The sequence below is a fragment of the Streptomyces sp. enrichment culture genome, from assembly GCF_964272895.1.
Lineage (GTDB): Bacteria > Actinomycetota > Actinomycetes > Streptomycetales > Streptomycetaceae > Streptomyces.
Genome location: NZ_OZ186832.1, coordinates 5,389,840 through 5,402,683, shown reverse-complemented (window position 1 = coordinate 5,402,683; position 12,844 = coordinate 5,389,840). Strand labels below are relative to the sequence as shown.

The following is a 12,844-nucleotide window of genomic DNA, read 5'->3' as shown; positions in this document are numbered from 1 at the left end:
CTGATCCACTGGGCGCATGAGTCTGCTGGTGGAAGTGTTCGTCCGGGAACCGAACGGAAACATGCGCATCCTCGACGTGCCCGACGACGTGTATCAGTCCGGCGGCTTCGAGTCCTGGCGCAGCACTGTGTGGGGCTCGGACCTCGTGCGCTCGCTGGGCGCCCGCTTCCTGCCCCTCCTGAGGGAGCAGAACATGGAGGTGGAAGGCGGCCAGGTGCCCGAGTTCCTGCGCGAGGTCGCTCTGCTGCGCGATCATCTGGACGCGATCGCCGAGGGCACCGAGCACCCGCGGAGCGTCGAGGAGCACCGGGACCAGATCGAGCTGCGCCTGCGCATCATCGAGGACAGCGCCCGCAAGGCCCTGGAGATCGGCGGGGGCGTCCTCATCCGGTGACCGCCGCGCACGGACACCGCCGCCCCCGGTCCGGGAGGGAGCGGGGGCGGCGGACGGTACGAGGAGAGGGGCAGCGGGGACTTGGCCCTTCTCCCCGAGTTCGGGGGGCGGTCAGCCCATCTCCTCCAGGGACTTGCCCTTGGTCTCCTTCACGAACTTCAGGACGAAGGGGATGGAGAGCGCGGCGAAGACCGTGTAGATCACGTAGGTCGCGGACAGGTTCCAGTCGGCCAGCGACGGGAAGCTCGCGGTGATCGCCCAGTTGGCGATCCACTGCGCGGCGGCGGCCACACCGAGCGCGGCGGCGCGGATCTTGTTCGGGAACATCTCGCCGAGCATGACCCAGACGACCACACCCCAGGACAGGGCGAAGAAGAGGACGAAGAGGTGGGCGGCGATCAGGGCGATCCAGCCCTGCGTCTCGGGCAGCCTGCCGTCGACCAGGTCGGAGGAGAAGGCCCATGCCTCCAGCGCCAGGGCGAGCGCCATGCCCACGGAGCCGATGAGGGCGAGCGGCTTGCGGCCGACCCGGTCCACGAAGATCATCGCGATGACGGTGCCGACGATGTTGATGATCGACGTGGTGAAGGAGTAGAAGAACGAGTCCGTCGGGTCGACGCCGACCGACTGCCACAGCGTCGAGGAGTAGTAGAACGCGACGTTGATGCCGACGAACTGCTGGAAGACCGACAGGCCGATACCGATCCAGACGATCGGCTTGAAGAAGAAGGAGCCGCCGAGCAGGTCCTTGAAGGACGACTTGTGCTCGCTCTTCATGGCGTGCTCGATCTCGGTGACACGGGCGTCCAGGTCGATGTCGCCCTCGACCTCGGCGAGGATCTCGCGGGCCTTCTCCTTCTTGCCGACGGAGATCAGGAAGCGCGGCGACTCGGGGATGGCGAAGGACAGCAGGCCGTAGAGGACGGCCGGGACCACCATGACGCCGAGCATGACCTGCCATGCCTCAAGGCCCATCAGCTCACCGCGCTGGTCGCCGCCGGCGGCGTTCAGCAGACCCCAGTTGACCAGCTGCGAGACGGCGATGCCGACGACGATCGCGGCCTGCTGGAAGGAGCCGAGCCGGCCCCGGTAGGCGGGCGGGGCGACCTCGGCGATGTAGGCCGGGCCGATGACCGAGGCCATGCCGATGGCGAAGCCGCCGACCACGCGCCAGAAGGCCAGGTCCCACAGCGAGAAGGGCAGCGCCGAGCCGACGGCGCTGACGGTGAACAGCACCGCGGCGATCTGCATACAGCGGATCCGGCCGATGCGGTCGGCGATCCGGCCCGCGGTCGCGGCGCCGACGGCACAGCCGATCAGGGCGATGGCGATGACCTGGGCCAGCGCGGCCGAGCCGATGTCGTAGCGGTCGCGGATGGCCTCGACGGCGCCGTTGATCACGGAGCTGTCGTAGCCGAAGAGGAAACCGCCCATCGCGGCGGCGGCCGCGATGAAGATGACGTGCCCGAGATGATCGGGATGAGCCGCCCCGGCTCCTGTCTTCGACGCCTGCGCTGTGCTGGTCACGATCAACTCCTCGACCCCCGGCAACGCTGCCGGACTGGGGGGTGTGCCCTTTCCAGGTGTGGGTAACCAGTGGCGCACAGGTACACGCCGCTCACACCTGAAGGTGAAAACAACGTTGCAGAGACTATGCCTTCAAGTATCGAAGTCAATAGCCGGAGGAGTGTGAGTTAGCAGATACGCCGGGGTGGTAGGTGTTCACTTCTTGAATGGATCGTGAAGTTGATCTAGCGAAGTCGCTGGGAGATGACCTTCGATACGCCGTCACCCTGCATGGAGACGCCGTAGAGCGCGTCGGCGACCTCCATGGTCCGCTTCTGGTGGGTGATCACGATCAGCTGAGAGGTCTCCTGGAGCTCCTGCATGATCCGGATCAGCCGCTGGAGGTTGGTGTCGTCCAGCGCCGCCTCGACCTCGTCCATGACGTAGAACGGGCTGGGCCGGGCCTTGAAGATCGACACCAGCAGCGCGACGGCCGTCAGCGACCGCTCGCCACCGGACAGCAGACTCAGCCGCTTGACCTTCTTGCCCGGCGGACGCGCCTCGACATCCACACCGGTGGTCAGCATGTTGTCGGGATCGGTCAGGATCAGCCGGCCCTCACCGCCGGGGAAGAGCCGGCTGAAGACGCCCTCGAACTCCCGGGCCGTGTCCCGGTACGCCTCGGTGAAGACCTGCTCGACGCGCTCGTCGACCTCCTTGACCACCTGCAGCAGATCGGCGCGCGTCTTCTTCAGGTCCTCCAGCTGCTCGCTGAGGAACTTGTGGCGTTCCTCCAGCGCCGCGAACTCCTCAAGCGCGAGCGGATTCACCTTCCCGAGCTGCTGGTACGCCCGCTCGGCCGCCTTCAGCCGCTTCTCCTGCTCGGCCCGCACGAAGGGCCGCGGCTGGTTGCGCGGGTCCTCCGGGTCGTCGGGCAGCACTTCGCCGTCGGCGGGCGGGGAGGGCGGTACGAGCTGGTGCGGGCCGTACTCGTCCACGAGCCCGGCGGGCTCCACACCCAGCTCCTCCAGCGCCTTGGTCTCCAGCTGCTCGATCCGCAGCCGCTTCTCGGCGCCGAGCACCTCGCCGCGGTGCACCGAGTCGGTCAGCTTGTCCAGCTCCGCCTTGAGGTCGCGGCCCTGCGTCCGGGCCGCCGCCAGCTCCTGCTCGCGCCGCGCCTTGGCCGCCTCCGCCGCGACCCGCTCGCGCTCGGCCCGGCCGAGGGAGACCTCGACGTGGGCCAGCAGGGTGCGGGCGCCGTCGGCGACGGCCTGCGCGACGGCCGCCTCGTGGCGCAGCCGGGCCCGCCGCTGCTCGGCACGCGCGCGTGCCTCGCGCTCCGCTCGGGCGGCCCGGTCGAGCGAGTCGGCCCGTCCCGCCAGCCCCTTGACGCGTTCCTCGTGCGTACGGACCTGGAGGCGGGCCTCCATCTCCGTCTGGCGGGCGTTGGCCCCATCGGCGGCGAGACGGTCCCGTACCGACGTGTCGGGCTCCTCCTCGAACGGCATCTCCTCGGCGACGGCCAGCCGCTCGGCCAGTTCCTCCACTTCCTGGAGGGCCTTGTCGAGCGCGTCCTGCGCGCGGGCCGCCGCGGCGGTGCTGCGCTCCGCCTCGCCGGCGGCGCCCCTGGCCTGCCCGGCGAGGCGCCCCAGCTGCTGGGCGACTGCCGACTTCTCGCGCTCGGCGGCACGGCGGCGCTCACCGAGTTCTTCCACGAGGGCGGCGGCGTGCCTACGTCGCTGCGTTGCCGTCTGCTGCTCCTGGGCGAGTTCCTCGCAGCGGGCCTCCAGCTCCTTCAGCTCGGCCGCGGCCTCGTCGACGGATGCCTGGACCTCCAGCAGGCTGGGGGCGCCCGCGGAGCCGCCGTGGGCGAAGTGGGCGCCCAGCAGATCGCCGTCCTGGGTCACCGCGGTCAGGTCCGGCCGCGCGTACACCAGTTCCTCGGCGTCCTCCAGCGTGCCGACGACGACGATGCCGTGCAGGAGCTTGCGCACGGCGGGCATCAGTTCGGCGGGGCCGCGGACGAAGTGCGCCGCAGGAGGTGCCGGATCGGCTTGTCGGGCGTCTGCGGGTTCGTCGTGGCCGGTCGCGCTGTTCCCCGCGCCCCTGGGGGACGTTTCACTCGCCAGCAGCAGGGACGCTCGGCCACCGTCCTGCTTGCGCAACAGGCGGATCGCCTCGGCCGCCTGCGTCGGGTTCGTCACCGCGATCGCGTCCGCCGCCGCGCCCAGCGCTGCGGCGAGCGGGACCTCGTAGCCGGGGGTGATGGTCAGCAGCTCGGCCGCCGGGCCCAAAAGGCCGGTCAGGCGGTCCCGGGCGCCGAGCAGTAGGCCCGTGCCGTCCTTGCGGCGCAGGCCGAGCGCCAGCGCCTCCCGGCGGGCGTGGGTGGCCGCGCGCTGGCGTTCCGCCGCGGTGGCCGCCTCTCTCGCGGCGGTCAGCGCCGCCTCCGCCTCGGCCAGCCGGCGCTTGGCGGCCTCGTGCTGCTCGGCGAGGTCCGCGTCGCCCGCGTCGAGGCCGTCGACCTCGGCCTGCAGGGCCTCGTACTCCTCCTGGGCGGCCGCGGCGCGTTCCTGGGCCTCGTCGCGGGCGGCGGCGAGGCGGTCGATCTCGGCCTGGGCGGAGGCGGCGCGGGAGCGGGCCGCGTTGACCTGGCCGGACAGCCGGGCAAGGCCCTCACGGCGGTCGGCGATGGCGCGAGCCGCGTCCTTCAGGCGGCGCTCCTCGGCGGCCAGCTCGCGCTCCAGTTCGGCGCGGTGGGCGACGGTGTCGTCCAGGGCGCGCTGGGCCGCCTCCAGAGCCGCCTCCAGCTCGGCCTCCTGCTCGCGGATGCGGGCGGCCTCGCGCTCCATGTCCTCCGGGTCGCGGCCGCGCCGCTCCTCGGGGGGCGCGGAGGTGGCGCTCTTCACGCGGGCGTCGGCCAGCGAGATCGTGCCGCGGACCCGTTCGGCGAGCTGGGAGAGCTCGTACCAGGTCTGCTGGGCGCGCTGGAGGCGCGGGGTGAGCCGGCGCACCTCGTCCTCCAGCAGGGCCTCGCGCTGGAGGGCCTTCCTCAGCTCCTGCTCGGCGGCTTCCTTGCGTTCCTTCAGCGCGGCCTCGTCGGCCACCTCGGCCTGGAGTGCTTCCCGGAGCCGTACGAGATCGTCGGCGAGGAGGCGCAGGCGGGCGTCGCGCAGATCGGCCTGGATGACGGCGGCGCGGCGGGCGACGGCGGCCTGGCGGCCGAGGGGCTTGAGCTGGCGCCGGAGCTCGTCGGTCAGGTCCTGGACGCGCGCGAGGTTGGCCTGCATCGCGTCCAGCTTGCGCAGCGCCTTCTCCTTGCGCTTGCGGTGCTTGAGGACGCCGGCCGCCTCTTCGATGAAGGCCCGGCGGCCCATGGGGTCGGCGTGCAGGACGGAGTCGAGCTGGCCCTGGCCGACGATGACGTGCATCTCGCGGCCGATGCCGGAGTCGGAGAGGAGTTCCTGGATGTCGAGCAGGCGGCAGGTGTCGCCGTTGATCTGGTACTCGCTGCCGCCGTTGCGGAACATGATCCGCGTGATGGTGACCTCGGCGTACTCGATGGGCAGTGCCCCGTCGGAGTTGTCGATGGTCAGCGACACCTCGGCACGGCCGAGCGGCGGGCGCCCGGTGGTGCCGGCGAAGATGACGTCCTCCATCTTGCCGCCGCGCAGCGACTTGGCGCCCTGCTCCCCCATGACCCAGCTGAGGGCGTCCACCACGTTGGACTTGCCCGAGCCGTTCGGTCCGACGACACACGTGATCCCCGGCTCGAACCGGAGCGTGGTCGCCGAGGCGAAGGACTTGAACCCCCGGAGGGTCAGGGCCTTGAGGTGCACGCCGCTGGACTCTACCTTCCGGGTCCGTCTCACTCCATGAACGCGCGGTTTCGCCGGTGAACGCCGGGGGCACACCAGACGTTACAGATACTGAAAGGATGCGCGGGGGCAAGAAAGAAGGGACGCCGAGGCGTCCCTTGCAAATCTGACAACTGAGCGGTTGTTACGGGCAGCCCAACCACTGCTGTCGATGTGTTGCGATGCAGTGATCAGGTGAGCGCAGGCTCCGCCTGGTGTGCGTCGATGCTCTCCATGATCTCGTGGTGAGAAGCGGCAGCCGTCAGCGCGTCGTTCTCCGCCTGGATTCGTACGAGCTCCGATTCCAGGTCCTGCACACGCTGCTGGAGCCGTCGCATCTCGGCGAGGAGTCGAGGGTCGGAGCCGCCGACGTAACCGAGAAGCGCCTTTGCCATGATGGATGGTCCTCCACACTGAGTGACCGACCGATGCGGTTGGGTCGTGAGGGATTCGCACCCGCGGTGCTTGGCAGGCTCAATGCTGCTCTGCCGTTGTTCCATGCCAAACAGCTAAGGTGCGCGGGGCTTTCAGCGTCTCACCAAAAAGTTTGACGGTCAACACGATCACGCCCCGTATTGGGGGGCAACCCGGTGTCCACGGCCGGAAAACGGCGGCATCGCGACTCCTGCGGGGCCCTGGGGCGTGGCGATCATCTTTCCGTGCGGAGCGGGCCAGGGCAAGGGGTTCTCGGCAGCAACCAGGAGCTTTTCCCTTCGGGCGGCCTCCGGCGGAATGCTTCGGTGCGCTCGCCGGGGCCCTGTGCCGCCGTAAGTCAGCGAATGGCGAAGCCGTCGTAGCCGCCGCGCGGTGTGTCCCAGATCTCGGTCACACCGTCCACGCGCCCGGGCGTGTCGTCACTCTGGAGCCACTCCAGAAGCCCCTCGCAGCCCGCGCGGGGCCCTTCCGCCACCACTTGGACGCGGCCGTCGTCGAGATTGAGAGCAAAACCACTCAGTCCGCCGATCTCCAGGGCCTTGGCCCGCGTGAACCAGCGAAAACCCACACCTTGGACGCGTCCACGCACCCAGGCGACCAGTCGCACATCGTCGCTCATGACTGCAACCTAACCGGACGATGTCTCTTGGGACACTTCCTCCACTTGCGCCATGCGGTACCGTCCGGTCCCGACACATCTCATAGGAAACTCACTCGATCGGGTGAGATGTGTGGATCATGGGGGACGACCGGACCGCACGTCGAAGGACCGCAGGAACGAGGAAGGCCAGGACATGGGACGCCACCGACGCTCCGCCGCCGGCCGTGCCACGGGGGACACGGGGACGGACGCTTCCGCCACCGGGAACCACGTCCCGCAGCGCGCGTACGGGGACGGCCACAGGGCGCCGGGCATCGCGCCCTATCCGGACTCCGAGGCGTACGCCGAGATCTACGCCAGGAGCAACGCCTACCTCTTCGCGACCGACGAGCCCGAGTCCGCGGACGGCGGCTCCGCCGGTTTCACGCCCGACGGCGGCTCGCGCCGGGCCGGCACGCACCGCCGGCGCCGCCGCAGGGCCGTGACGCCGGTGCGCACGGGCCTGCTCGGGGTGTCCGCCGCGGTCGCCCTCGGCGCCGTCGCCGTCGCCACGGGCGTGCTGCCCGGCGGCCCTGTCTACCGGCTCGGCGGCACCGACTCCGACAAGGTGCAGTCCGCGCCGACGGCGGGCAATGTCGGCGCCCAGCAGGGCGGCACCTCCGGCGCCGCCACCGAGCAGGCCGGCCGCGATGCCGGCTCGGCCGGCCGCGACCCCCGGCCCTCGGCCTCCCCCAGCACCTCCGCCTCCGCCTCGCCGTCCCCGTCGGCCTCCGCCACCCCGACCGAGCCGCCGGCCGAGAAGAAGAAGCCGACCGCCACCCCCTCGAAGACCGCGCGGAAGCCGGAGCCGACGCCCTCCCAGCGGGCCACCGAGGCCCCCGTCGCCCCCAGCACCCCGCCGGTGACCGTGTCCGCGCAGGCCGCCGCCGAGGCCGAGGTGCTCCGGCTCGTCAACGCCGAGCGCGCGCAGGCCGGCTGCAGCCCCCTCGCCGCCAACAGCGCGCTGACCGACCTGGCCCGCGCCTTCAGCCAGGACATGGCCGAGCGCGGCTTCTTCGACCACACCGACCCCGACGGCGCCACCCCCTGGGACCGCGCGGAGAAGGCCGGCATCACCGACCTCGGCGGCGAGAACATCGCCCGCGGCCAGGCCGACGCCGCCGCCGTGATGGCCGCCTGGATGGACAGCCCCGGCCACCGCGCCAACATCCTGAACTGCGACTTCAAGACCCTGGGCGTCGGCGTGCACTACGGCGAGGGCGGCCCCTGGTGGACCCAGGACTTCGGCTACTGACCAGGGCGCTAACCGGCGGTTAGCGCTGTACGCTCGATGTATGACGACCCCGCCGGAGAACCTCCCCTACGACGTCTTCGCCAAGGCATGCCCCTCGCGGGGCACGCTGGAGCACGTCACGGGCCGCTGGGGCGCGCTCACGCTCGGGGCGCTGCACGAGGGGTCGCTGCGGTTCAACGAGCTGCGCCGCCGGGTCGCCGGGGTCAGCGAGAAGATGCTGTCCCAGACGCTGCACGCGCTGGAGCGCGACGGTCTGGTGCACCGCGAGGCGCAGCCGACGAACCCGCCGCGCGTGGACTACGAGCTGACCCCCCTCGGTCGGGAGGTCGCCGAGCGGCTGCTGGGCCTGATCCACTTCGTGGAGGCCAGCATGGACGAGGTGCTGGCCGCCCGGGAGCGTTACGACGCGAGGCGCGGCGCCCGCTGACACTTCGGGCAGAAGTAGCTGGACCGGTTCATCCACGGCCGCCTGCGCATCGGCGTACCGCACCGCTTGCAGGGCAGCCCCTCACGGCCGTACGCGTCGAGCGAGCGGTCGAAGTAGCCCGACTCGCCGTTGACGTTGACGTAGAGGCTGTCGAAGCTGGTGCCGCCGACGGCGAGGGCCGCGTTCATGACGTCCCGTACATGGCCGAGGAGTTCCAGGGTGCGGGGGCGGGTGAAGCCGGCGGTGGGGCGTTCGTAGTGGATGCGGGCGCGCCACAGGGCCTCGTCCGCGTAGATGTTGCCGACGCCGCTGATCAGCGACTGGTCCAGCAGGGCCCGTTTGATGGTGGTCCGCTTGCGGCGCAGCGCCTGGTGGAACGCCTCCTCGTCGAACAGGGGGTCGAGGGGGTCGCGGGCGATGTGCGCGATCACATCGGGCAGGCCGTTCTCGCCGGTGTCGTGCAACGACAGGCCGCCGAAGGTGCGTTGGTCGACGAAGCGCAGTTCGGTGCCGAGGCCGTCGGCGAAGCGGACGCGGATGCGCAGGTGCTTCTCGTCGGGTGCCTCCTGCGGCTGGACCAGCAGCTGGCCGCTCATGCCGAGGTGGGCGAGGACCGCCTGCCCGGTGTCCTCCAGCGGCAGCCACAGATATTTGCCGCGGCGGCGCGGGACACCGATGCGATGGCCCTTGAGGCGGTGGGCGAAGTCGTCGGGTCCCGCGGTGTGGCGGCGCACCGCGCGCGGATGCAGCACCTCGGTCTCGGCGACGGCCCGGTGGGCGACCCACCGCTCCAGACCTCGCCGTACGACCTCGACCTCGGGCAACTCGGGCATGGCTCCCCCGGGAGAGAGAGGAGCGCCCGCGCCCTCGAAGGGGCACGGGCGCTCGGTGGGTACGGGTGCCGGTCAGGCGGAGGCGGACGCCTCGTCGGCGTTGGCGTCCACGGTGTCGACGGCCTCGGCGGCCGCCTTGGCGCGTTCGTCCGCGGCGGCCCGGATGGCCCGCCAGGCGGACTCCGCGGCCTGCTGCTCCGCCTCCTTCTTGCTGCGGCCGGTGCCGGTGCCGTACGAGACGCCTCCGACGCGGGCGGCAGCAGTGAAGGTCTTCTCGTGGTCGGGGCCGGTCTCCGTGACCAGATACTCGGGCACGCCGAGTCCTTCGGTCGCGGTGAGCTCCTGGAGGGACGTCTTCCAGTCCAGGCCGGCGCCGAGGTTGGAGGACTTCTCGATCAGCGGGTCGAACAGGCGGTGCACCAGTTCGGCCGCCGCGTCCAGGCCCTGGTCGAGATAGACCGCGCCGATCACCGCTTCCAGGGTGTCGGCGAGGATGGATGCCTTGTCCCGGCCTCCCGTGCCCTCTTCACCGCGGCCGAGCCGGATGAAGGAGCCCAGGTCGAGCGTGCGGCCCACGTCCGCCAGTGCGCGCGAGTTGACCACCGCGGCCCGCAGCTTGGCCAGCTGGCCTTCGGGCAGGTCGGGGTGGGTGCGGTACAGCGTGTCCGTGACGACGAGGCCGAGGACGGAGTCACCGAGGAACTCCAGCCGCTCGTTCGTCGGCAGACCGCCGTTCTCGTACGCGTAGGAACGGTGGGTCAGTGCTCGCACCAGAAGGGCGGACTCGACCTGGTAGCCGAGCCGCCCTTCCAGAAGCGTGTGGGACGAGGCCTGGTTGTCCGATGCGTTCTTCTTCGGCGTGGACACAGAACCTCTCACCAGCCCGCTCAGACCGCGAGGACCTGGCGCTTGTTGTAGGTGCCGCAAGACGGGCACGCGATGTGCTGCTGCTTGGGCTCGTGGCAGCGCTCGCACGCAACCAGGGTGGGGACCGCAGCCTTCCACTGCGACCGGCGGTGGCGCGTGTTGCTGCGCGACATCTTCCGCTTCGGAACAGCCACGGCTACTTCTCCTGCTTCTCGTCGACGCCCGCTTCGGCGCCGCTCATCTCGTCCTTATCGCCGGGTTCGAGTGAATCGGCGAATCCCTGCAATGCCGCCCAACGGATGTCGACGGCGTCGTGGTGGTGGTCCGGGTCGTCGTTCAGGTTGGTTCCGCACTCGGAACACAGCCCCGCACAGTCCTCCCGGCACACCGGCTGCATCGGCAGTGCGAGCACCACCGCATCGCGCAGCACGGGTTCGAGGTCGAACAGGCCGTCCTCGATGAAGAGCCTGTCCTCGTCTTCCTCGGCGTCGTCGGTCGGCTCCGCCTTGGGGCGGCCCCGATCGTCGGCGTCAGGGTACGAGAACATCTCCTGGAAGTCCGCTTCCACATCCATCTGAAGCGGCTCCAGACACCTTACGCACTCCCCCTCGGCCTGTGCACGGGCGGTGCCTGTGACAAGCACCCCTTCCATGACGGACTCGAGCCGGAGTCCGAGCTCCACCGGGGCGCCTTCCGGCACTCCGATGACTCCCTTGATACCGAGGTCCTTGGGAGCGTCGATCGTGCGGTCGAGCCTCTGGAGCGCACCAGGACGCCGCCCCAGCTCGTGCGTGTCGAACACGAGGGGGTTGCGGTGGTCGAGGCGGGCGTTGGAGGCCATTCCTGCTTTCGATCTGCTAGCTCAGAGGGACGCGGCCCTTCGGTGTGCCCGGGCAGCGTTGATCGCGGACGTACTCGCGACCGAAGAGCCAGGATACTGGACCTTTCGCCGACGGCCCAATCCGGTGGTCGCGAGGGCGGCCGGGGGCTATTGTCCGCGGCCCTGCTCGTACGCCCGCAGCTGCTCGGCGCTGATCATGCTGGTGTCGAAGAGGCTGGTCTCGTCGAGCGCGTAGCCCTGCTGCGCCTGCTGGGGCAGATGGGGCTGCTGGGCCTGCTGGGGGTCGTAGGCGGGCTGCTGGGGCGCCGCGTAGCCCTGATAGGCGTACGGGTCCGTCTGGGCCGTCTGCTGGTAGCCGTACGGGTCCTGCTGGGGATAGCCGCCCGCGTAGGGGTCGGCCTGCTGCTGGTAGCCGTACACCGGCTGCGGCTCGTAGTCCGGGCGGTGCGGCTCGTACTCCGGGCGCTGCGGCTCGTACTCCGGGGCCTGGGGCGGTTCGGCCGGGGCGGCGGCGTCCTGCTGGGCGAGGGCCGCGAGGTCGGCGAGGTAGTCGGCGTCGCTGGAGTGCTGACGGGCGCCGGTCTCGTCGGCGAGGGAGCCGAGGTCGTCGGTGGCGATCCGGCCGTGCAGCTTCTGCCGGCCGCGGCCGACGGCCTCCAGGGTCTTGGCCAGGACCGCCTCGAACGCGCCCAGCTTGGCGTCCACGTACTGGTCGGCGGTGCGGCGCAGGGTCTCCGGGTCGTGGCTGCGCTCGGGCGCGTCCTCGTCCTCGTAGCCCTGCTCGTCCAGGCCCGGGCCGGTGCCGAGCAGCTTCTCGCGGCCGCGGCCGACCGAGCCGAGGGTCTTGGTGAGGACGACCTCGAAGTTGGCGAGCTTGGAGTCGACGTAGTCGTCGGCCTCCGCGCGGATCTCCTCGGCCTCCTGGCGGGCCTCGGTGAGGATGCGGTCGGCCTCGGCCTGGGAGCGGCGGGCGACCTCGGTGTCGGAGATCAGCGAGCCGCGCTCGGCGTGCGCCTGCTCGATGATCCGCTCGGCCTCCTGGCGGGCCCGCTCGACCATGTGCTCCCGGTCGCCGATCAGCTCCTGGGCCTCGGCGAGGGAGTCCGGCAGCGCCGCCCGCAGCTCTTCGAGCATCGAGAGCAGTTCCGCGCGGTTGACCACGCACGAGGCCGACATGGGCATCGACCGGGCACTGGAGACCGCGGCGACGATCTCGTCGAGCTTCTTCTGCACGTCCACCGTGTGCTCGCCACTCTCTACAGCTGTGATGGAGACGGACGGGACGACTGTAGCCCCATCAGGGCTGGCGCAGGCGGGCGTTCAGGGCGTCCAGGACGACCGGCGGCACCAGGTGGGAGACGTCGCCGCCCCAGGTCGCGACCTCCTTGACGAGCGAGGAGGACAGGAAGCTGTAGGTGGGGTTCGTCGGCACGAACAGGGTCTCCACGCCGGAGAGTCCGTTGTTCATCTGGGCCATCTGCAGCTCGTAGTCGAAGTCGCTGACGGCGCGCAGGCCCTTGACGATGGCCGGGATGTCGCGTTCCTTGCAGTAGTCGACGAGCAGGCCGTGGAATGCCTCCACCCGGACGTTGGCGTACTCGGCGGTGACCTGGCGGATCAGGTCGATCCGCTCCTCGATCTCGAACAGGCCCTTCTTGGCCTTGTTGATCATCACCGCGACGTACACCTCGTCGTAGAGGCGGGAGGCGCGGGAGATGATGTCGAGGTGTCCGTTGGTGATCGGGTCGAACGACCCGGGACAGACGGCGCGGCGCACTAGAGTTCCCTCGCT

13 protein-coding genes are annotated in these 12,844 nt (G+C 70.6%); 3 read left to right on the top strand and 10 right to left on the bottom strand.

Translation table 11 applies throughout. The features are described from left to right. The first annotated feature begins 16 nt into the window (after positions 1-16). Entirely contained in the window at positions 17-394 is a 378-nt protein-coding gene (locus tag ACSU6M_RS24495) for a hypothetical protein (protein ID WP_437072340.1), read from the top strand. Between the two features lie 111 nt (positions 395-505). Here the strand turns inward: ACSU6M_RS24495 and ACSU6M_RS24490 are convergent, their stop codons facing one another. The 4 genes from ACSU6M_RS24490 to ACSU6M_RS24475 all read right to left on the bottom strand — a co-directional run bounded on the left by ACSU6M_RS24490 (position 506) and on the right by ACSU6M_RS24475 (position 6,808). Further along, positions 506-1,921: a sugar porter family MFS transporter gene (locus ACSU6M_RS24490; protein ID WP_437072339.1), complete on the bottom strand. Its 1,416-nt coding sequence runs from the start codon at positions 1,919-1,921 to the stop codon at positions 506-508. Positions 1,922-2,145: 224 nt separating this feature from the next. After that, positions 2,146-5,736 (bottom strand): chromosome segregation protein SMC, encoded by a 3,591-nt coding sequence (gene smc / locus ACSU6M_RS24485; protein ID WP_437072338.1) that lies wholly within the window; start codon positions 5,734-5,736, stop codon positions 2,146-2,148. 209 nt (positions 5,737-5,945) lie between these two features. Further along, entirely contained in the window at positions 5,946-6,149 is a 204-nt protein-coding gene (locus ACSU6M_RS24480; protein ID WP_351837238.1) for a hypothetical protein, read from the bottom strand. Positions 6,150-6,526: 377 nt separating this feature from the next. Next, positions 6,527-6,808, bottom strand: coding sequence for an acylphosphatase (locus ACSU6M_RS24475; protein WP_437072336.1), 282 nt, complete (start codon positions 6,806-6,808; stop codon positions 6,527-6,529). Between the two features lie 175 nt (positions 6,809-6,983). Between ACSU6M_RS24475 and ACSU6M_RS24470 the strand changes: the two genes are divergently transcribed. Further along, positions 6,984-8,084: a CAP domain-containing protein gene (locus ACSU6M_RS24470; RefSeq protein WP_437072335.1), complete on the top strand. Its 1,101-nt coding sequence runs from the start codon at positions 6,984-6,986 to the stop codon at positions 8,082-8,084. Positions 8,085-8,124: 40 nt separating this feature from the next. Then, positions 8,125-8,511, top strand: coding sequence for a winged helix-turn-helix transcriptional regulator (locus ACSU6M_RS24465; RefSeq protein WP_437072334.1), 387 nt, complete (start codon positions 8,125-8,127; stop codon positions 8,509-8,511). Here the strand turns inward: ACSU6M_RS24465 and mutM are convergent. From mutM to coaD, 6 genes are all read right to left on the bottom strand, one after another. Then, positions 8,484-9,344: a bifunctional DNA-formamidopyrimidine glycosylase/DNA-(apurinic or apyrimidinic site) lyase gene (gene mutM / locus ACSU6M_RS24460; protein WP_437072333.1), complete on the bottom strand. Its 861-nt coding sequence runs from the start codon at positions 9,342-9,344 to the stop codon at positions 8,484-8,486. The genes ACSU6M_RS24465 and mutM overlap by 28 nt on opposite strands. A gap of 72 nt (positions 9,345-9,416) precedes the next feature. After that, on the bottom strand, positions 9,417-10,223 hold the full coding sequence (gene rnc, locus ACSU6M_RS24455; protein WP_437072332.1) for a ribonuclease III: 807 nt from the start codon (positions 10,221-10,223) through the stop codon (positions 9,417-9,419). Between the two features lie 8 nt (positions 10,224-10,231). Beyond that, a complete protein-coding gene (rpmF, locus tag ACSU6M_RS24450) occupies positions 10,232-10,405 on the bottom strand; it encodes a 50S ribosomal protein L32 (protein ID WP_099201005.1) in 174 nt (57 codons plus the stop codon). 2 nt (positions 10,406-10,407) lie between these two features. Next, a complete protein-coding gene (locus ACSU6M_RS24445) occupies positions 10,408-11,052 on the bottom strand; it encodes a YceD family protein (RefSeq protein WP_437072330.1) in 645 nt (214 codons plus the stop codon). Between the two features lie 147 nt (positions 11,053-11,199). Beyond that, on the bottom strand, positions 11,200-12,291 hold the full coding sequence (locus ACSU6M_RS24440) for a cell division initiation protein (RefSeq protein ID WP_437072328.1): 1,092 nt from the start codon (positions 12,289-12,291) through the stop codon (positions 11,200-11,202). Between the two features lie 58 nt (positions 12,292-12,349). Next, positions 12,350-12,829, bottom strand: coding sequence for a pantetheine-phosphate adenylyltransferase (gene coaD / locus ACSU6M_RS24435; RefSeq protein WP_437075331.1), 480 nt, complete (start codon positions 12,827-12,829; stop codon positions 12,350-12,352). Positions 12,830-12,844 lie beyond the last annotated feature (15 nt).

What these genes read in the sequence shown, in the direction of transcription:
- ACSU6M_RS24495 (WP_437072340.1), top strand. Translation starts at nt 17, where the DNA reads ATGAGTCTGCTGGTGGAAGTGTTCGTCCGGGAACCGAACGGAAACATG.
- ACSU6M_RS24480 (WP_351837238.1), bottom strand. Translation starts at nt 6,149, where the DNA reads ATGGCAAAGGCGCTTCTCGGTTACGTCGGCGGCTCCGACCCTCGACTC.
- ACSU6M_RS24475 (WP_437072336.1), bottom strand. Translation starts at nt 6,808, where the DNA reads ATGAGCGACGATGTGCGACTGGTCGCCTGGGTGCGTGGACGCGTCCAA.
- ACSU6M_RS24470 (WP_437072335.1), top strand. Translation starts at nt 6,984, where the DNA reads ATGGGACGCCACCGACGCTCCGCCGCCGGCCGTGCCACGGGGGACACG.
- ACSU6M_RS24465 (WP_437072334.1), top strand. Translation starts at nt 8,125, where the DNA reads ATGACGACCCCGCCGGAGAACCTCCCCTACGACGTCTTCGCCAAGGCA.
- mutM (WP_437072333.1), bottom strand. Translation starts at nt 9,344, where the DNA reads ATGCCCGAGTTGCCCGAGGTCGAGGTCGTACGGCGAGGTCTGGAGCGG.
- ACSU6M_RS24445 (WP_437072330.1), bottom strand. Translation starts at nt 11,052, where the DNA reads ATGGCCTCCAACGCCCGCCTCGACCACCGCAACCCCCTCGTGTTCGAC.